Source organism: Tigheibacillus halophilus, from assembly GCF_042683165.1.
Classification (GTDB): Bacteria; Bacillota; Bacilli; order Bacillales; family Amphibacillaceae; genus Tigheibacillus; species Tigheibacillus halophilus.
Genome location: NZ_JBHUIZ010000015.1, coordinates 321,160 through 342,228, shown reverse-complemented (window position 1 = coordinate 342,228; position 21,069 = coordinate 321,160). Strand labels below are relative to the sequence as shown.

The following is a 21,069-nucleotide window of genomic DNA, read 5'->3' as shown; positions in this document are numbered from 1 at the left end:
TAGTAGTCAAGATTGACACATCAAGCTTGATAAGCTGGTTTACACAACTTAATTGTTAAAGCTATTCAAAGAATCCGAAATACTCATATGCATTGTTGTAACAAATATCCTCGACAATCTGGCCAAGATATTCTTCATCCTCTGGTATTTGTCCCCGCTCTACCCATTCGCCGATCAAATCGCATAACACTCTTCGAAAATATTCATGACGTGGATAACTCAAGAAACTTCGGGAGTCCGTCAACATACCCACAAAATTGGCAAGCAAACTTTGCTGAGCATAAGTTGTAAGCTGGTTTTCCACTCCCTCACGCGTATCATTAAACCACCAAGCACATCCTAGATGAATTTTTTGTGCCATCCCTCCCTGAAATGAACCCATGAGTGTGGATAATGTTAGCCAATCATTTGGATTTAAGGAATAAAGAATCGTTTGGGGAATAACATTTTGTAATTCTGCCTCACTGAACAGTTTGACTGCTTCACGAGCAAGTGTTGATTGATCCCCCATTGAGTCAAATCCGGCATTGACACCAATTTCTTTCAGGCCTTTTTCACTTCCATTACGAAATACGTTCATGTGTAATTGCATGGTCCAGCTATATTTCACATAGAGTTCCATCAAATAAATCTGTATTGCAGATTGATATTTCACTATATCTTCCTGTGTCAAGGGATGATTACTTAATCTATTGTTAAAGATTTTTTCAATTTCTTTATGTGTAGCTTTTTGGAAATAGAAAGTATTTAACCCATGATCACTTAAACGACCGCCAATTTCATGGAAATACTGTACACGTTGTTTTAAAGCCCTTTCTAAATCTTCATAACTTCCAATGACAAGGCCGGAAACTTCCCCCAATTGTTCCATATAGGTTAAAAAGTCTGTGTTCATAATATCCATTACCTTATCAGGACGAAACGTAGGAAGGACCTTGAATCCATTTTTATCTTCTTCATTTTTTAATAATTTATGGTAGTCAAGATTGCTGATTGGATCATCCGTTGTTGCCACCAAATGCACATTCATTTTTTGAATAAGCTGACGCGGTTGAAACTCTTTTTTCGAAAGCATTGCATTCGCTGTATCCCAAATGGTCTTTGCGTTCTTTTTATTAATTGGCAGGTCAATGCCAAAATAACGTTTCAATTCAAGGTGACTCCACTCATAGATGGGATTACCAATTGCCCTTTCAATAGTTTCAACAAATGCTAAAAACTTTGTATAATCATCACCATCCCCAGTAATAAACTTCTCTTCTGTTCCATTGGCACGCAATAATCGCCATTTATAATGATCACCAATACCGTTGTCGGACAGCCAGATCCTCGTTAAATTACGATAGTTTTCATTTTCGTAAATTTCTTTTGGTTCTAAATGGCAATGATAGTCAATGATAGGCATCTTTTTTGCGTGATTGTGAAACAACTTTTTTCCCCATCGGCTTTGCAATAAAAAATCAGTTTCTAATAACAAGGTTTATCTCCCCATTCTTTGTTATTTTTGGAAAAATCCAGATGGACAACGCTTTCAAATGAAGGTTATTTTCCTCGTTTTTCTAAGGATTCCCAGATACCAGTTAAATACATGGCACCTAATGCACGATCGTATAGACCATATCCCGGGCGCCCAGTTTCCCCCCAAATCATTCGTCCATGATCAGGGCGAATATAGCCATCAAATCCATTGTCATAGAGCGCTTCCATAATACGGAACATATCATGTGATCCGTACGGCGTGTAATGCGCGGATTCATAGCAATCCTTTCCATTTTGGATGAACTTGACATTACGAATATGTGCAAATGGAATCCGATCCCGCTTGGCAAACTCTGCAACAGTATCTACTAGATTATTATCAGGATCTTCGCCGATTGACCCCGTACAAAATGTAATGCCATTATACGGAGAATCAACTGTTTTACAGATAAAGTCTAAATCGTCACGATTTTTTACAATACGTGGCAGGCCGAAAATAGAGTATGGCGGATCGTCAGGGTGAATCCCCATTTTTATATCTACTTCTTCGCATACTGGAATGACTTTTTCTAAGAAATATTTTAAGTTTTCACGCAGGTCACTTTCTGCCACTGTCTGGTATTGTTTTATCAATTGCGTAACGTGGGCTAAACGCTCTGGTTCCCAACCAGGCAACACCGTTCCCTTATTTTTTGAAAGAACATCCTGTGCAAGCTCTTCCGGAGATTTTTCAACTCCAGCTTTAAAAAAGGCCATCGTAGTTGATCCATCCTCCAATGGGTAGGCCATTTCTGTTTTCATCCAATCAAATACAGGCATAAAATTGTAACAGATCACTTTCACACCAATTTTAGCTAAGCGACGAATAGTCTCTATATAGTTTTCAATATATTTATCCCGAGTAGGCAATCCTAATTTAATATCCTCATGAATATTTACGGACTCAATGACTTCCAACTCCAGTCCGTGTTCTGTAACTTCTTTTTTCATTTCTTCAATTTTATGCATTGGCCACACATCACCAACTGGAACATCATATAGCGCACCAACTGCCCCAGTAATCCCTGGCACTTGACGGATATACTCCAATCTTACATAATCATCTTTTTTTCCATAATAGCGCATTGTCATTTTCATTGTTGTTGAACTCCTCATTTGACTATTATTTATCCACTTCCATTGCATGAGCGGCCAATTCCTCCCGAAGGACTTGCCGCACTGCGTGTGGTCCAGTGATCATCCGTGCAAAATATCGCTCAATCTTTTCACTCAATCCTATTTCCTCCAGATTCACTGAAAAAATTTCTTTATTGCTTAAAATCGGGTGAAGCACTGAATGAACATCCACGTTTTCTTCTAATGTAAATGTAGAAACATACGCATGCAGTTCCTCATAAAGTGGATCCGGACTTGGCAAAAACGGCTCTCCATTATCGTTGATTGCCATTAAGTATCGGCACCACGCGGCAATCGTTAAGGGAATGAAATGCAGTTTTTCCACCCCCTTGTCTTTAGCGGATACGTAAGCTTTTAAAGTCTCACCAAAACGAATGCCCACTTTTTGCGACGTATCTGACGCAATACGCTGGGGTGTGTCAGGGATATTAGGGTTCATCAATCTTTTATAGATAACTTCTTTGATAAAGGTGCGCGGATTGATGATTCCCGGATCCTTTACGACAGGAAGTCCTTCTATAAAACCGATCTGCTCGATTAATTTTAATAAGTCTTCATCTTGTACTTCTTTGTAAATACGGTCAAATCCCAACAAACATCCAAAAATAGCAAGTGTAGTATGAAGTGGATTCAAACAGGTACACACCTTCATAAGATCAGCATTGTTCACAGTCTCTCGACTCCCCATCAAAACGCCATCGGCTTTTTCAAAAGCTGGACGGCCATTCGGAAAATCATCTTCAATGACAAGATAATGAATTTCTTCTGTATTGACAAAAGCCGATAGCTCCTTTCCATGCTCTCCTATCGTATACGGCATCATGTCTTCAATACCTTCTTCTTCCAATTTTTTTGCAATATCGATGCTAGGAAGTGGTGTAATACGGTCAACCATCGTACATGGAAAGGTCACCCGATTTCCATTGTCTAAATAAGTAATGAATTGATTTGTAACAAAGCCCTGTTTTAACCATCCATATGCAATTTCTAGTACAGCTTCCTTTAATCGATCGCCATTATGTGAAAAATTATCAGTAGATACAACGGCAAGCGGAAAAGCACCAGCATTAAAGCGTTCTACCAAAAGATAAGCCAGCTTCGTTATTGTGGTTTGAAGTTTGGCAAAGTCAGGACCAGATTGAATGTCCTGCACAACTTCTTTAAGTAAATTCCCAGTTGAATCTTTTGTGGCATATCCTTTCTCGGTAATTGTTAAAGTAACCAATTTAAGGCTTTCATCCTTGAAAACGTTTACTAATCTCTGCGCATCATGTCTATTTGATGGATGGAAATATAAAGCCTCTGCAGTGGAAGCAATCAGCTCTTTATCAAAACCGCCATCATCTTTCATGGTTACTGTAAGTGATCGATAATCAAGGTGATGATAAAAATCCTGAATTGAACTTTCCCCTGATGTTTTCACAACGATAATGCCCGTATTCCATTCACCTGCATTGATTAAATCTTGTGCGACCTTTGCATGAAAACAACGGTAAAAATTTCCGCCGCCAAAATGGACCCACTCTGGATTTATCTTTGTATTCTTGCGAACTACCTTTTGATCGAATTTGGGAACGTTTATTTTCATTTCATCAAATAGCGAACGGTTAGAAAGATAGTTTTCGGTAATTTTCATCTCTATTCTCCTTTTCCCAGTTTTTTCTTATATATGGAGAGGTGTTTGCAATTGATAAAACCAACAAAATCTATGTAAAATTTGTTTTAGGATATTACCTTGTTTCCAAATAGGAAACAATGTTTCTTATTTGGTGTTAATTATATTCCTATGTAAACTATTTTGCAAGCGTTTTCTGAAATAAATACTTGAGGCATCTTAAGCATAAGAAAGAGGAACATTCTTTCTATCGTTTTAAGAGGAGCATAATCTTAGAAACATAGCATTCATTAAAAAAACCCATACCCCTTACATTGCCTTCTGCAAAAAAGTGGTGGGTTCCGCTTCGGTTTTCTATAAAGAGCTGTTTACAACACCATGAAGTGTGATGATGTTCAAAACTTTATAAAAAAAGAGACGTCCCTACAAAGTTGTTATGCAACAACAACTTTTAGGGCCAGCCTCCTCATTTGATCATAGTTTTTCTTCAATTTTTTCTTTTGTCTCCATAATAGCAGGATATATTTTTTGACTTAGTGATTCTGTTAATCTGTATTTAGGTATACTAATACTCATAGCTCCGTATATTTTGCCTAGTTTGGTAAAAGCTACCCCCACACTTTGAACACCCAATTCATATTCTTCAAAGTCAACTGCATATCCCCTTGCACGAATATGTTGAATATCAGCCATAAAATCATCAAAGTTTGTTAATGTATTATTCGTAAACTGAATAATATCACTGGAATGGTAGTAATCATGAATGGCTTTGTCCGACTTTGCAGCAAGTGTTGCTTTTCCCATTGCTGAAGCATATAACGGGACAGCCTGTCCGACACGAGAACGTAAATTGACTGTCGCGACTGCTTCATATTTTTTTAGATACATTATTTGTTTGTTTTCTTCTATGCCCAAATGTAACGTTTCTCCAATTTTCGAATGAAGACTATCCATAAATGGCGCAGCGATTGTTTCAATTTTGAATTGACGGACTGCTGCTGCTCCATACCCAATTAATCGGCTTCCAAGTGTAAATCGATTAGTCATCTCATCTCTAGTAACTAAGCCCAATTCCAGCATGGAATTTAAAGTTTTGGAAAGCGTCCCTTTATTCATATCAAGTGCCTTACAGAGCTCCGTTAGAGTGATAGGTGTTTCAATATCACGTAGATAGTTCATAATTTCTATCGATTTATATAGAACTTTACCATATTTCTTTTTTTCCGACACAATTATCCCCCTATACTCACAAAGCCACCTGCAAACTTTTTCTGAAGAAAATGTCAGTTTCCTCAATTAGTGGATTCATTAGAAATCAGCCTGTCATTTTCCGGCAGTATCTAAACCTACAGTTTTTATGTCAAGATCCCTTATCTGTCCAGTTACTATTTAATGGGGTGAAATAAATCATCCATTCTACGCCTCAAAAGCATTCCTCGACGATAATATACAACAATCATAGCATCACCTCTAGAAGCGGACAAGAGAACAAAGTTTTAAAACTAACAAAATTAGTAAGCGAAAGTCCCTTTACAATATAATCTCCATCCCCTCTTCGGCAATGTGGAATCCTTTTGCTTCCATTTCCCGGCGAATCGATTGATCCGGGTCAATTGCCGGGTTGGAATGATTCAGGTGTGTAAAATAAATATCTGTCTGATTGGTAAAGTCTTGCAGCCGCTCCATTGTATCCAACATCAGCGGATGAGGAATTTCTCGATAATCCCGTCCGATATCCGACAGATCTTTGACTGAATAAAACGTCCCATCCACCAAACAAATATCTGCTTGCCTGCAAATGCTGCGAACATCCTCACCCCAATCATCCCAGCGATCAATGTCCGGAACATAAAACACCTGCTTATGTGGCCCCTTAATCCAGAAAGCAAAGGTCTCAGAGAACTCATTGCGATGTGGTACATCAACAGGTGTCACCGTCACATGTGGAGAAATGCGAATAGCTTGTTCGTCCGCTATTTCCTGTACATCGATATTGCCAAGTTGCGTCAATTGGCTCCACGGGGCTTGTTCTTCCAATAATCTTTTCATCTTCCCTCCTGCCATCACTGGCATGCCATTCGCGCCGACAGCCTCTCTGCCAAGAAATAAAAGTCCCGGATAATGTCCAAGGTGGGCATGTGTTAAAAAGATGCTCTCCATCAATTTCGCTTTCATGCCATATTTTATTTGCAACCTTGCCATTTGCTCTTTCAAATCAGGAGTCGCATCAATCAAATGCCACTGCTTTTCATCAGGTAAGACAACTGCCAATGACGCAGCACTTCTGCGGAACTGAGGATCAACCATCGCTCGGCTGCAGTTTTTGCAAAAGCAATTCGGATGCGGCAGGCCCGCATCCTGGGCAGTTCCCAATACATGTAAAATAACCTCACTCATGTTAATACACTTCCTTTATCTCCTGGTTACTGGTTTCATCGTCATAATTCTTCTTTGTAATCGTCCAGCCCGTAAAACCAAATATGATGTTCATCAACGGAACAAGAAACGCAAAAAAGATATACGGAATAAATTCACCCGGACTGACACCAAGGGTTGCCGCAGCAAATATAGCAGGTACCCCCCATGGGACCAAATTGATGCCTACCGTACCCGCTGCCTCTACACATCTTGACAAATTCTTCGTATCAATTCCCATTTCTTTATAATTTCCTACAAAGGTTCTTGCCGGTAAAATAATGGCCAAAAATTGTGCGCCGCTGGCAAATGCCACAATAAAGGTGGAAAAGATGGTAGCACTGATCAAGGATCCGGTCGTATGAACTTTGGACATCATTTTTTTGGTCAACACCTCAAAGGACCCCGTCTCCTCTAAAATACCGCCAAGCGCCGTCGCCAGCATTAGCAAAGCGACTGTCCCAAGCATGGACATCAATCCCCCACGATTTAATAAGGCATCCACTTCTTTTACACCAGACGCAACGTGGAAGCCGTCTGTCATCACATGGATGACAGATGTAACGGACGTCCCCTGTACCAAAATGGCCAGTAAGCCACCCAACATGCTAACCCCCATTAAAGCCGGGATCGCAGGAGCACGTTTGATCATTAATATAATGGTAAACACAGGCATCAATAATAACAAAGGATGTATGACAAAGACGTGATCCAGTCCTGTTTTCATTGCTTCAATGACATTGGCATCTGAACCTCCATTAGCTGAAGAGGTCTTGCTGACCAACCAATATAAAATGAGGGAAATCACGAATGCCGGGATCGTGTCCCAAAGCATATGCTTCACATGACTGAATAGATCTGTCTCAGCCATTGCTGGTGCGATATTTGTTGTATCAGAAAGCGGAGATAATTTGTCACCAAAAAAAGCACCTGAAATGACGGCTCCCGCTACAAGACCTGGAGAAAAACCAAGTCCTTGGCCTATTGCCATAAAGGCAATACCAATTGTTGCAATAGATGTGAACGAGCTTCCTAACGTAATGGAAATAATTCCAGTTACAAATGCGACGATTGGAACGAACATGGCGGGGGCAATCATGGAAAGGCCGTAGTAAATCATAGTCGGAATGACCCCACCCGCAATCCAGGTGCCAATAATGATTCCGATAATAAGTAAAATAAATACAGCAGGTAAGCCTCGCCCCACCCCTTTCACCATCATATTTTGGACCTCTTCCCAACTCCAGCCGGCTATACAAGAAACGACTGCTGCTGTAACGACACCAATCATTAACGGAATATGCATACCTGCATCCCATACAAAAATCGATAATGCGGCAGCTCCTATTAATACAATAATGGGGAGTAACGACATCCCAACAGATAAATCCTTTTTCATGTACACCTTACCCCCTTCTGATAATTTACTGAGCTCGTTTTTGTTGCAGGATGCTTTACATTCTTTTCCTATAAAAGAAGGCCCCCACCCCAAAAGGGACAGGAGGCTTTCCAGAATGTGACCCCTGATATACATGGCAACATCCAAAGTAATCAGTATAAAAATCGTATTTCACCTGATCCGCCGTATTTCATCTTTGCAGTCGCCTGTTTCGCATCATCCAGCAGGTCAGTATCTTTTGACTTTTGAATGAAGTATAAAACAATCATAATTGAGAATAAATTCATAAGTCAATGATATTTTCTTTGGAGACGGCATCAAGTACTTTATTCAGAGATGAAACCAAGAGGCCAAATAGCTTTCTAATTTCAAGACTATTGTGATAGTATAAAATACAACCGATTCATAAATTGGAACTTCCATGGCTTGGAGTGGTGGGATTGAATATAGATCATTTAAAAGTATTTCACATACTGGCGAAGCATAACAGTTTTTCAAACACCTCGAAAGTTCTACATATGTCGCAATCAAGTGTAAGCAAGCAAATTCGCCAACTGGAAGAAGAACTAGACACAAAACTTTTCGACAGGACCACTAAAAAAGTTCAATTGACACCGCAAGGCAAGATTTTGTTGGAATCCGCTGAAAAAATATTAAAAGAAATAAATTTCGCCAAAAATAAGTTGGCATCACTTTCCAAAACAGTCCATGGTGATTTGACCATCGGTGCCAGCTTAACTCTGGGTGAACATATATTGCCGTATATACTTGGTAAATATCAAAAGCAATATCCGAATGTCCATTTGGATATGAAGGTAGGCAACTCGGAACACATTATGGAGAAACTGGAAAACCAACAAATCCACCTTGCATTTATTCAATCAACTTCTCGTTATCGAAAATTTACACAACAACTTTTTTTAGAGGATGAACTGGTGATTATCGCACCTCAACATTTTATTTATCCAGAGTTTGATTGTGTGAGTGAATATATTAGCGCCGAAATGCTTTTAGCTATGCCAATGATAATCCGCGAACAAGGATCAGGCACGAGACAGGTTATTGAAGAACAATTACGTAATAACCATCTTGATCCTCACAAAATAAATGTCGTACTTGAACTGGAGAACACGGAGTCAATAAAAGCCGCCGTGGAATCCGGTCTGGGTATTTCCATTATTTCTAAAGCTTCTGTGCGAAAAGAGCTTCGTTTGAACACCCTTCGTAAATTATCCATTAAGGGAATGCATTTAAAAAGAAAATTTTATTCTGTTTATGATGAGCAGAATCTATCATTACCGAGCAGTTCTTTTCTCTCATTTATTCATCATTATTATCAACAAAAATCGTCATAATTGACTTAACCTCCCGAATCAAGGGGGTTTTTCATTTTTATGTAAAAAGTTACTTATTCCTAAGTTGAATAAGTCGCATGAGAGATTAGAATATAATAAATTATTAAAATATATTGACTATAACTTTTCCTAATGCTTAAATTAGGTTGTGTTCAAAGTGATGATTTAGCGCTAGCATCCTGCTGCATTTATGAAAGCGAATACATTGTTAGGAGGTAAACATATTACTTATACGGTGACCAAATAGAATAAAAGGACCTTTACGAATTAAATCCACGTGAGTGACAGATTAAGAGGAGGAAAATAACGTGCAAACCGGCGAACGTATGCAAACGAATGAGGAAGCTGTTGAAACAACTATTAGCACATTGGTTGAAAAAGCGCGAACTGCGATGGATCAGATATATGATTACAGCCAGGAACAAGTAGATGAACTTGTTCAAGCAGTAGCATGGGCCATTTACAAACCCGGAAATGCAGAAGCACTGGCGCAAATGGCTGTGCAAGATACCGGTCTCGGTAACTATGCGGACAAAGTAACGAAAAAAAGACGGAAAACCATGGGGACGCTGCATGATCTGACCGGTGAAAAATCGGTAGGTGTCATTCGCAATGATGAAGCTTCAGGAATCACCGAAATTGCTAAACCAGTTGGTGTCGTTGGGGCAGTAGTGCCTTCCACCAATCCAGGTGCCACCCCGGCGAATATTGCGATGATGGCTTTAAAAGGCCGGAACGCCATTATTATTGCACCATCACCCAAAGGTCTCTCCACCAGTAATTTGCTTCTGACATACATTCATGAAGAACTCGAAAAGCTTGGTGCGCCGCTTGACCTCGTTCAAGTTTTGCCCGCGCCAGTCAATAAAGCCAAAACAATCGAACTGATGAAACAGGTGGACTTTCTTACTGTTACAGGTTCCAGAAATAACGTCAGACTTGGCCAGACAAGCGGTACCCCCAACATTTGTGTCAGTGAAGGAAATGTTGTCTCCATAGTGGACGCCTCTGCTGATATACAAAGTGCAGCCCGAAAAATTTTTCTAAGTAAAATTTTTGATAATGCAACGAGCTGTTCCAATGATAATTCCGTTGTGATTGAAGCAGCCGTTTATGACGAAATGATGCACGCATTACAAAAACAAGGAGGCTATCTTTGCAACCAAATCGAGAAAGAACAGCTGCAAGATGCGCTTTGGATGAATGGAAAACGCAACCCGGAAACGGTCGCCAAGGACCCGGCAGTGATTGCCGAGGCGGCAAGCCTGCAGAACCCCCAAGCTGAAAAAGCATCATTTTTCATGGTGGAAGAAACTGGCGTCGGTGAGCAGTATCCATTCTCAGGTGAAAAACTGGCAGTTGTTTTAACGATTTATAAAGCTAAAGATTTCAATGATGCTATTCAGATCACAAAAGGAATCCTTAGCTATCACGGTCGCGGTCATTCTTGCGGTTTGCATACATCAACAGAGAAGCATATTGAACAAATCGGCTTGGAAATGGATGTCTGTCGCCTGCTTATTAACCAGGTCCAGGTTGCAGGCAATGGTGGAAGTTTTGATAACGGATTGAATTTCACGCTTTCCATGGGCGGCGGCACATGGGCTGGAAATAATACGTGTGATAATTTATCTTACAAACACTTCCTAAATATTACCAAGGTTGCAAGACTCATTCCGGAAGTGGTGCCCCCAGAGGAAGAACTGTGGGGATCGTACTGGAAAAAATATGGCCGTCACTAAGGAGATGAAACCATGAAATTATTTGAATACCAAGCCAAGGAATTATTCGAAAGCTTCCAGATACCTGTTCCAGAACGATGCCTTATCAAAGACAGTGCAGAACTTGATCATGCGGTCACGAAAGTTGGCCTGCCGTGTGTGATCAAAGCACAGGTATTACATGGCGGCAGAGGGAAAAGGGGACTCATACAACTTGCGGAGAAAAAAGAAGATGCAAAGAAAAAAACAGCTGAAATCATCACCCGTGCAGAAAATATGCCTTCTCTGTTAGTGGAAGAGGCCATTAACATTGCGAAAGAATTCTATGTTTCCATTACAGCAGATCCGGTAACCGGGAACATCATGATGATGGGAAGTGCCGAGGGAGGCATTGATATTGAAGAAGTTGCGAAAACCATGCCGGAAAAAATAATCAGAAGTTATATCGATATCAATCAAGGATTGATGCCGTTTCAGGCCCGTGCTTTTTTATATGACTTAGGGATTGATCAGGCAATGATCGGCCAGGGTGCAAAACTGCTGATCAACCTATATCAAGTTTATCTGAAGCATGACGCCGAGTTGGTTGAAATAAATCCATTAATGGTAACGGCAGACGGAAAATTTGTAGCCGGCGATGGAAAGGTCAGTCTCGATGATAATGCCCTTTATCGACATCCGAATTTTTCCATAACAAGAGAACATTTTGAGGATGACGTACAGTACGCGGCTGCAATCGAAGGCATTCCATACCTGCAGTTTTCAGGTGATATCGGTTTAATGTGCGCTGGGGCCGGATTGACAAATACCGTGTACGATTTGGTGAACGATTATGGCGGGAGTGTTGCCAGTTACTTAGAATTTGGCGGTCCGAACTATCATAAAGCGGTCAAAGCAATGGAGCTGATCATGCAGAAAAAAATAAGCGTCTTGCTTGTAGTGACGTTTGGAACGATTGCCAGAGCAGATGTCATGGCGCAGGGACTGGTGGACGCTATAAATGAACATAAACCAGAATTTCCCATTGTTACGGCGATACGGGGAACGGGGGAAGAAGCGGCAAATGATATTTTGAAAAACGCTGGACTTGACCCGCTTTCCGACACGGAAGAAGCAGTGAAACAAGCAATCAAGCTAGCAGGAGGTGTCCCAGTCCTATGAGTATTATATTGAATGAAAAAACACGCATAGTCGTTCAAGGGATTACAGGAAAAGAAGGACGTTTTTGGACGAAACACATGATTGATTATGGCACCAATGTCGTCGCTGGCGTAACACCAGGCAAAGGCGGACAATCAACAGCGGGCGTCCCGGTCTTTGATACGGTAAAACGGGTAACTGCCGCTATGCCAGTGGACGCTTCTTTACTCTTCGTTCCGCCCCGTCTTGCAAAAGATGCCGTCATGGAGGCATTGGATGCTGACATCAAAACGATTGTTGTTTTATGTGACGGTATTCCGTTACATGACACATTGCAAATGAGGAGCGCCGCTAAAGCAGCAGGAGCACTGGTGATTGGCGGGAATACGTCCGGTATTATTTCCATGGGAAAAGCAATGATGGGATTTTTCCCTTATTGGCTGGACCGTGTGTATAGACCAGGAAGAATTGGGATTATGACCAGGAGCGGGTCACTGACAAACGAAGTAACCGCTGAATTGGTCAAAGCGGGTTTTGGTGCATCTTCCTTGATTGGGATTGGCGGAGATCCTGTGCCACTAACACGTTTTGTCGAAGTACTGCCATTATTCGAAAACGACCCTGAAACGGATGCAGTGGTGATCATTGGTGAACTGGGCGGAACGATGGAAGAGGAAGTAGCCAAAGCAATGGAAAATGGAATTTTCACCAAGCCTTTGGTTTCTTTTCTTGGCGGAAGGACTGCACCCAAAGGACGGAAGATGGGCCATGCAGGTGCCATTATAACAGGAGGTAAAGGAACTGTAGAAGATAAAATTGCTGCGCTTCAAGCGGCAGGTGCATATGTCGCCAAAAGGCCAAGTATGGTTGGAGAACAATTAAAAGATTTTTTGGCCAAACAAAACGTATAACCTAAAGGAGCTCATAAGCTCCTTTAGGCAAGTAAGTAGTTGAATGTTACCAATAAAATGTAAGCGCTTTAAAAACTGTTCTTAGCCTAGGGGGCATAAGATGAGAAGAAAAAAAGTAACGATAGGTAATAAAATTCTGCTGCTGTTATGCGGCTTATACTTCATCGCCTATGTAGATCGCGTCAACATCGCAACCGCTGCACCATTCATGCAGTCTGATCTAAGTTTTTCTTCGACACAGATGGGATTTATTTTATCTGCCTTTGCATATCCCTATTGCTTTTTGCAAATTGCAGGCGGATGGGCCAGCGACAAACTTGGTCCGCGGAAAATGCTATCCTTTGCAGGGATTCTTCTTGCTGCCACGACGGCCTTTACCGGTATGGTTTCAGGAATCTTTACAATCATGCTTGCACGTTTAGGTCTTGGGTTGGGTGAAGGAGCTGCTTTTCCAACAGCTACCAAAGCTATGTCAAAATGGCTCCCCAAGGAAAAATGGGGCTTTGCCCAAGGTGCTGTCCATTCCTCTTCCCGATTAGGTAATGCGATCACCCCGCCATTGATTGCTGTCATTATCGTTGCAATGGGATGGCGCGCATCTTTTATCATCATGGGTGTGATCAGCATCTTTTGGGTATTTGTGTGGCTCTGGTATTTTCGTGACAATCCTAAACACCATCCTAAAATGACCAAAGATGAATTAGCAACACTGCCACCTTATTCACACAGCAAAGAACAAAAAGAAAAAAAGAGCATCCCCTGGAAAAAATTGAGTAAACGAATTTTACCCATAACACTCATCGATTTTTGTTATGGATGGTCCTTATGGGTATATTTAACATGGCTCCCATCCTTTTTATATACCGCATACAAAATAGATATTGAGAAATCAGCGTTATTTACCGCCGGTATTTTGTTTGCAGGTGTGATAGGTGATACGTTGGGCGGCAGTTTTTCTGACAAAGTATACAAGAAAACAGGCAACTTGAAATTTGCCCGAAAATCCATTCTCATCACAGGGTTAGCGGGATCGTTCATCTTCCTTTTACCCGCTTTATTTGTCCATAATCTTATGTTAATCGCCATCACGCTCAGTCTTGCCTTCTTCTTCCTGGAATTATGTAACGCCAATCTATGGGCGATTCCCATGGATATCGCACCAGATCATGCAGGTACGGCCAGCGGGATGATGAACACCGGATTTGGAGTAGCTGGGATGGTCTCTCCCCTTCTCTTTGGTTTTTTAATTGACTTGACCGGCAGCTGGCAAGTGCCATTTATCGCATCTGTCGTTCTATTGCTCGTGGGTATTATCGTAACCATGATGATCGACCCCTCCAAAGAACTGGATGAATCAGATCCGCCTGATGATGTTCCTGTGGAAAGTATGGACACGACAGCTGTGAAGTGAAGAATGACTGGATATAGGATTAAGCATGCATGGCGCTGTTGGCATTTTCATAGGCTTTTTCCCATCCTTATAGCGATCAGGTAATGCCGTTAGGATGATAGCGAACGGTGCATTAAACTAATAAAACCCGCCATGCATGACGGGTTTTACTTATTTTTCTTTATCATGCTTCTCCATTAATAAAAGTGACCGTATTGTTCTTTGACAGAATGCAATAATCCCTTCTCTCTTAAGTAACTTTCAGGAGCAAGAAAAGTTACTGTAACTACACCTGGATGCCGGCCAATTTCGATTGAGCCGTTAATTGTGGCACGGTTCATCACTTCTGGCACCGTAATTTCAAACAACCGTGCTGCCCTTTCCATTCCGTTCGTTGTTGCTTCGTTAAGATTCGCCCCAGTACCGATAAATGAGATTGGGTACATCTCTACTATTTTAGAAAGCCCCCACCCTTTACCCAATTCCGTGGCCTGCCTTTTCTCCTCTTTAGTGAAAGGTTTTGCCAAATAAGGTAAATCTTCATAAACAGGCAGCAGGATCGGCCCTTCTATGGACAAGTTTTTTAATACACTTACTTTCAAACTTACAATCCCAGAAACGTCTGTCGTGTGTCCGGCAATCTCTCCATCTCCCTGCATCGCATGCATGTCACCTAAATAAACACCGCCGCCTTTTACCTTTACAGGACATATTAAAACCGCGCCCGTCCTAACTCTATTAACATCCATATGTCCATCTGTCCTGTCTTCCAACTGTTCTTTGGTAAGGCCATAATCATGTGGGGCATCAATGAGAAATTGTCCAAAGTCACCGGCGTTATGGGAATCCGGTAGTGCCCTGGCAGGTGTTGTGCCCAATTGTCCCAAAAAAGGCCGCAGCCTTACCATAGTGCCCGGCATATCATGAGGTGCGAAAGTGACGATTGGATTCTGAATAGATTCTTCCGGGGTACACATGTAATCTTTCGCGTTTGCTGCTGCCTTTTCCGCTGCAGACTTGTTTAACGTCAAACCGACAGATTTTTTGTCATTAAAAGCAATGGAATAGGCATGTGTAAAAACAAAGGGAGTAATATCTGCATCACATTTCTTGCAGTGAACAGCTTTTTCACCAATGCCCTTTATCACAGTTTCAGGGTTAACAGTTCCACATTTAGGACACTTGGCTGCTACAAATGGATCGCCATTAAACCGTCCTTCGACAGGTGCATCATTTCCAGATGCGGTAACAATGGAAGTAACTTCAATAGATTGAATGTGAATGGCTATGGCATCCCCAATTTCCGCACCTTCTACATAGACAGGCTTGGTAACCTCATGTCCTCCTTTTAAAGCAGGTGTAATCATCGGTCCCCAACAACCCGGTGTCGTATTGGCAATAATATTTCCGCCATCCTTTACAACGTATTCCATCTCTTTGTTCGGATCAAGAATACCATCAGTGAAACCACTGACATAAACTGTTTGTTTGGCATTCATTTTATTCTCCCCCTAAGTAATTTTTGACTTCAAGAAAATATAAAGAGGCAATATACCATTATTATACTAAAAATCTGATAGTTTTGTAGAATCTGGACTCTCATTGCATTTCAGGCAAAAATGATAGACTTTTTTAAAATATTCTAGTAATATTGGGGAATTACATTGATGGATTAAAGTAGGGAGTGTACTGCTAACAGCAAGGGAAAAGACAATTTATTACTAGGTCACACTCACCTGAGCTGCACTGAAATAAAACAGCGCTTTTAGTAGGATTACATCTATACTTTCCATACAAAGAAGAAGGAATTACCAAAGGTGAAAACTGTCACTCCATTAGCAAAGAGGTGAAAGAAAAACAATGAAAGAAAAAAAGGGGTTTTTCCAAAGATTTCTGGATGTTGTCGAGAGGGTTGGAAATAAACTGCCTGACCCTTTCCTATTGTTTATTGGACTTGCCGTGATGATGATCATCGTTTCCTGGGTATTCAACTTGTTTCATGCCAGTGTTGTCCATCCAGGAACAGGCAAGACGTTGGAAGTCAAAAGCCTGATTTCCGGGGAAGGGCTTCAGTTTATTTTGAATTCCATGATAGACAATTTCACAGGGTTTGCACCGCTGGGGATTGTGCTGGTTATGATGCTTGGCATTGGCCTCACGGACAAGGTCGGCTTTCTGGATTATGCAATAAGAAAAACCATTTTAAAATCACCACCATTTCTGCTGACGTATACAGTCGTGTTTGTCGGTATCATGGGAAACCTGGCATCCGATGCTGCCAATGTGTTGATCCCGCCGTTAACTGCATTAGTGTTTTATAAAGTCGGCCGCCATCCGCTTGCCGGACTGGCAGCAGGGTTTGCCGGTGCAGGCGCAGGTTTTACAGCAAACCTGATGATCTCTGGAATGGATAACTTGCTGGCAGGGCTTTCAACAGAGGCAGCAGCCATTTTAGATAAAACGATTATGGTCACTCCGGCTGACAACTGGTACTTCAATATCGTATCTACATTGGTATTGACGGTCGTCGGAGGGCTTGTCACGACAAAATTTGTTGAACCTAGACTGGGAAAATATGAAGGAGAGGCAGTTGAAGAGGATAAGGCAGAAGAGCTTCCGAATGCCAAGAAGGCCTTTATCAACGCGCTCATTGCTGGGGGCATTTTCATTGCTATTATTGCGATCACCATTTTTCTTCCAAATAGCCCACTTCGAAGTGAGGATGGCAAAATCGTCCCTTCGCCTTTTCTTAGCGGCATTGTACCGATTATATTTTTCTTTTTCCTTGTTGTTGGGATCACTTTCGGTCTTACCGCAGGGAAAATCAGATCCAGCAAGGATATCAGCAAGTATATGGGTGAATCCATCAAGGATATGTCCAGTTATATTGTGCTCGTTTTCGCAATCGCGCAGTTTACTGCATACTTTAGCTGGTCCAATCTTGGGACATGGGTAGCAGTACATGGTGCAGAGTTCCTCACAAGTATTCATTTTACTGGAATAGGGCTGATTTTAGCGTATGTCCTTTTCTCAGCACTGTTGAATTTTTTAATTACATCTGGATCAGCCAAATGGGCAATTGAAGCCCCCATTTTCGTACCAATGTTTATGCAACTTGGATACCACCCGGCATTCAGCCAGGCAGCGTATCGCATTGCTGATTCTTCAACAAACGTAATCACACCGCTTTATCCATATATGATTATCGTTCTTTCGTTCATGCAAAAGTACGATAAGAAAGCAAGTATCGGGACATATATTTCACTGATGCTGCCATATTCGATTGCTTTCCTGCTCACTTGGATCATCTTACTATTGGTATTTTACTATACAGGTATTCCTTATGGTCCTGGAATCCATCCGCATTTATAGAAGGAACTAATGATGTACGGAGGCTTTTTATACAACAGTCAGGCGGGTTGATTGACCATATACGGTCAACGAGATTTAAAGATGTAGATGCTAAATTACTAAACTATATAAAAGCTAATTCCAATTGGACCTCTTTTGTAAATTACAAAAGAGATCCAATTATCTTAGCCAAACAAAGGCATAGCCTTATTACGGGCCTTGTCTAGTATTTTTGAAGCCAGAAGCCAGCACCTGGACACCGGCTTATCACAAACATTCACTTTCCAAATCCCCTGCGAGACCGCGAAAAGATTACCTGCCTGTTCAACTCATTGGAAGTGTCTTATGTGCAGTGTTACATTCAGTTGCTATGTTTAAATTGCGGCAGGTATTCCTTATGTGCCTCAAGCAATTCATCCAAAATTTCCTTTGCAACTGTATCAGAAGGAACCAAAGGATTGATTGTCATGGCTAGCAATGCTTTGTCATAGTCACCAGTTACCGCTGCTTCGACAGTGACTCTTTCAAAAGACTTGATTTGCTGAACCAAACCATTGACAGCCACTGGTAAATCACCGACTGCCAACGGTATCGCCCCCTCCTTCGTTATCACACAATTAGCTTCTATGGCGGATTCATCTGGAAGACCTTTAATAGCGCCATTATTTCGCGTATTAACAGTTTGGATATCACCACGATCGTTATAAATAGAATCAATCAGGCTGCAAGCCGCATCGCTATAATAAGCCCCACCCCTTTTTTCCAATTGAGGGGGTTTGATATCTAAATCAGGTTTTTTATAGAGCTCAAAAAGATCAGCTTCCAATTTTTTAACCACTTCAGCACGCACACCATGGTTTTCAAAGGCTTCCAGTTCCTCATCCAATATTTTTTGCGTTTGGTAATAATAGCGGTGGTATGAACAAGGCAACACACCCAATGCTCGGAGAAACGATGGATCCCAATGCAAATCCGGAACATTGTTCATATCAATTCCGCCCTTTTCATCACCAGTAATCATGTCAATGACTTTCTTCGTAATCTTTTGACCATCCAAATATATTTCTAGTCCAAAAACCATATGATTCAGGCCGGCGAATGAGACCTGTACGCGATTACGTTCGACGCCAAGCATTTTAGCAATATTGATTTTAGTATGGATTGGTAAATTACAAAGTCCTACCACTTTTTTTATCGTGCCGTGCCGTAACACTGCTTCCGTAACAATGCCAGCGGGATTACTGAAATTGATCAGCCATGCCTCCGGGCAAAGTTCTTCCATGTCTTTGCAGATATCCAGTATGACCGGGATAGTCCGCAACGCCTTGAATAATCCACCAGGACCATTTGTCTCTTGCCCGATGACACCGTGCTGTAACGGAATACGTTCATCCTTTACCCTAGCATCCAACATACCCACACGAATCTGTGTAGTCACAAAATTAGCGTCTTTTAGAGCTTCACGACGGTCCAATGTCAAATGAATATGGATAGGAAGACCAGATTTTTCTACCATGCGTTTCGCCAACGCACCAACAATCTCCAGTTTTTCCTTTCCATCTTCAATATCGACAAGCCAAATGTCTGTCACTGGAAGTGTATCATACCGTTTAATGAATCCTTCAATCAATTCAGGTGTATAACTTGAACCCCCACCTATTGTTACAATTTTAAGCATGTAGAACCTCTCCTTTAACTAAACGAATTGTCGTATGCTACATGTCCTTCCTATGGGAAAAAACATACATGCCCACAATAAACTGAATTCAAACTATTTCTGATACAGAATCTTTATTTTCATTTTTCTTTTCTTCCCTAAGGCGCTGCTTATCCCACATGCGGAAAAACGGATAGTAAATAAGCAATGCAGCAATTAAATCAACGATTTGTATCACAGAGCCGGATATATGACCAGTGGCCAGAAATCCGCTGATGATAATCGGCATAGTCCAAGGGACCGCAACACCGCTTGGCGCAGCCACAAGCCCAATTGACATGGTCACGTAATTAATGATTGTTAAAACAAGTGGGACCAAAATAAATGGCAACATGAAAAACGGATTCAATACGACAGGTGTACCAAAAACGACTGGCTCACTGATGTTGAATACACTACCGCCAATGGATAGCTTACCTAACTGTTTCATTTGCTTGCTTCGTGCCATGAAAACCATTAGCAGTACCAGTGCCAATGTAGCTCCCGTTCCGCCCAAGTTTAGAAAGTTATCAATGAATTGCTGGGTGACAACATGGGGTAACGGTTCACCAGCCTGATAAGCTAATCGGTTCTCGTCCATTAATGCCAACCAAATTGAACTCATGACAGCCCCAACGATATTATCTCCATGCAGACCAATCATCCAGAATAGCGACATACAGAATACAATGACAAGCGTACCTGCGAGACTGCCGCCAAGATGTTTCAGCGGCATGCCAATCCATGTGGAAATCATATTCGGAATATCATTCCAAGGTGTCATTTCTACCAGCAAACGAATGATCCAAACTAGTACGATTACGGCAAACGCCGGAATCAGAGCAGAAAATGATTTGGAGACCGCAGGCGGTACGGAAGATGGCATTTTAATCGTGATATTTTTTTGAATAATAATCCGATATATTTCGGTGGATATCAATGCAAAAATCATTGCAATAAATATCCCTTGGCTTCCAAGTAAGCTGGTCGGCAATACATCTCCTACCAAAATCGATTTGCCCGCATCAGTTGTAAATAACGTCTGATGTGGGGTTGTCAAAATAAAAGCGGCAAGTGAGATCACACCAGCGGATAATGGTTCGACTTTATATCTTTCCGCCAGCCTGTATGCTATTCCAAAACTGATAACGAGACCTAGTATGTCAAACGTCGCGCCGACCGGATAAGCTAGCTTCTCCTGCCAATGTGAACCGAAAATATTAGCCATAAAATCTGTATAACCAGGGATTGGTAAGTTCCCAATAATCAAAAACAAAGAGCCGACAATAATTAAAGGCATTGCTAAGATGATACCGTCTCGTACAGAAATCAAGTGTCTTTGATTACCAATTCTTGCAGCAAAAGGTGTAATATGCTGCTCAAGGAAATTCATGATTTTATTCATTGTTTACATCGCCGCC

15 protein-coding genes are annotated in these 21,069 nt (G+C 41.4%); 6 read left to right on the top strand and 9 right to left on the bottom strand.

The annotated features are described in order from the left end of the window. Nucleotides 1-61 precede the first annotated feature (61 nt). The 6 genes from uxaC to nhaC all read right to left on the bottom strand — a co-directional run bounded on the left by uxaC (nucleotide 62) and on the right by nhaC (nucleotide 8,084). Nucleotides 62-1,477 (bottom strand): glucuronate isomerase, encoded by a 1,416-nt coding sequence (gene uxaC / locus ACFSMW_RS17395; protein ID WP_390357565.1) that lies wholly within the window; start codon nucleotides 1,475-1,477, stop codon nucleotides 62-64. Nucleotides 1,478-1,542: 65 nt separating this feature from the next. Then, nucleotides 1,543-2,616: a mannonate dehydratase gene (uxuA, locus tag ACFSMW_RS17390; RefSeq protein WP_390357564.1), complete on the bottom strand. Its 1,074-nt coding sequence runs from the start codon at nucleotides 2,614-2,616 to the stop codon at nucleotides 1,543-1,545. 25 nt (nucleotides 2,617-2,641) lie between these two features. Further along, complete coding sequence (locus ACFSMW_RS17385) at nucleotides 2,642-4,291, bottom strand: mannitol dehydrogenase family protein (RefSeq protein ID WP_390357563.1); 1,650 nt, start codon at nucleotides 4,289-4,291, stop codon at nucleotides 2,642-2,644. A 453-nt stretch (nucleotides 4,292-4,744) separates the two neighbouring features. Further along, a complete protein-coding gene (locus tag ACFSMW_RS17380) occupies nucleotides 4,745-5,500 on the bottom strand; it encodes an IclR family transcriptional regulator (RefSeq protein WP_390357562.1) in 756 nt (251 codons plus the stop codon). Between the two features lie 300 nt (nucleotides 5,501-5,800). Continuing rightward, the gene (locus ACFSMW_RS17375) at nucleotides 5,801-6,667 is read right to left on the bottom strand and encodes an MBL fold metallo-hydrolase (protein ID WP_390357561.1); all 867 of its coding nucleotides are present in this window, start codon (nucleotides 6,665-6,667) and stop codon (nucleotides 5,801-5,803) included. A 1-nt stretch (nucleotide 6,668) separates the two neighbouring features. After that, a complete protein-coding gene (nhaC, locus tag ACFSMW_RS17370; protein ID WP_390357560.1) occupies nucleotides 6,669-8,084 on the bottom strand; it encodes a Na+/H+ antiporter NhaC in 1,416 nt (471 codons plus the stop codon). 440 nt (nucleotides 8,085-8,524) lie between these two features. Here nhaC and ACFSMW_RS17365 point away from each other — a divergent pair, with 440 nt between their 5' ends. The 5 genes from ACFSMW_RS17365 to ACFSMW_RS17345 all read left to right on the top strand — a co-directional run bounded on the left by ACFSMW_RS17365 (nucleotide 8,525) and on the right by ACFSMW_RS17345 (nucleotide 14,622). Then, entirely contained in the window at nucleotides 8,525-9,439 is a 915-nt protein-coding gene (locus tag ACFSMW_RS17365) for a selenium metabolism-associated LysR family transcriptional regulator (RefSeq protein ID WP_390357559.1), read from the top strand. 308 nt (nucleotides 9,440-9,747) lie between these two features. After that, entirely contained in the window at nucleotides 9,748-11,181 is a 1,434-nt protein-coding gene (gene sauS / locus ACFSMW_RS17360) for an acylating sulfoacetaldehyde dehydrogenase (RefSeq protein ID WP_390357558.1), read from the top strand. A 12-nt stretch (nucleotides 11,182-11,193) separates the two neighbouring features. Further along, complete coding sequence (locus tag ACFSMW_RS17355; RefSeq protein WP_390357557.1) at nucleotides 11,194-12,321, top strand: ATP-grasp domain-containing protein; 1,128 nt, start codon at nucleotides 11,194-11,196, stop codon at nucleotides 12,319-12,321. Beyond that, nucleotides 12,318-13,211: a succinate--CoA ligase subunit alpha gene (gene sucD / locus ACFSMW_RS17350; protein WP_390357556.1), complete on the top strand. Its 894-nt coding sequence runs from the start codon at nucleotides 12,318-12,320 to the stop codon at nucleotides 13,209-13,211. Before ACFSMW_RS17355 ends, sucD begins: the two co-directional genes overlap by 4 nt. A 100-nt stretch (nucleotides 13,212-13,311) precedes the next feature. Beyond that, entirely contained in the window at nucleotides 13,312-14,622 is a 1,311-nt protein-coding gene (locus tag ACFSMW_RS17345; RefSeq protein ID WP_390357555.1) for an MFS transporter, read from the top strand. 176 nt (nucleotides 14,623-14,798) lie between these two features. On the opposite strand, the gene ACFSMW_RS17340 is transcribed toward ACFSMW_RS17345, so the two are convergent. Beyond that, the gene (locus ACFSMW_RS17340) at nucleotides 14,799-16,100 is read right to left on the bottom strand and encodes an acetamidase/formamidase family protein (RefSeq protein ID WP_390357554.1); all 1,302 of its coding nucleotides are present in this window, start codon (nucleotides 16,098-16,100) and stop codon (nucleotides 14,799-14,801) included. A gap of 361 nt (nucleotides 16,101-16,461) precedes the next feature. Between ACFSMW_RS17340 and ACFSMW_RS17335 the strand changes: the two genes are divergently transcribed. Further along, entirely contained in the window at nucleotides 16,462-17,973 is a 1,512-nt protein-coding gene (locus tag ACFSMW_RS17335; protein WP_390357553.1) for an AbgT family transporter, read from the top strand. 340 nt (nucleotides 17,974-18,313) lie between these two features. Here the strand turns inward: ACFSMW_RS17335 and ACFSMW_RS17330 are convergent, their stop codons facing one another. Then, nucleotides 18,314-19,630: a 6-phospho-beta-glucosidase gene (locus tag ACFSMW_RS17330; RefSeq protein WP_390357552.1), complete on the bottom strand. Its 1,317-nt coding sequence runs from the start codon at nucleotides 19,628-19,630 to the stop codon at nucleotides 18,314-18,316. Between the two features lie 88 nt (nucleotides 19,631-19,718). After that, nucleotides 19,719-21,053, bottom strand: coding sequence for a PTS cellobiose transporter subunit IIC (gene celB / locus ACFSMW_RS17325; RefSeq protein ID WP_390357551.1), 1,335 nt, complete (start codon nucleotides 21,051-21,053; stop codon nucleotides 19,719-19,721). Between the last annotated feature and the right edge of the window lie 16 nt (nucleotides 21,054-21,069).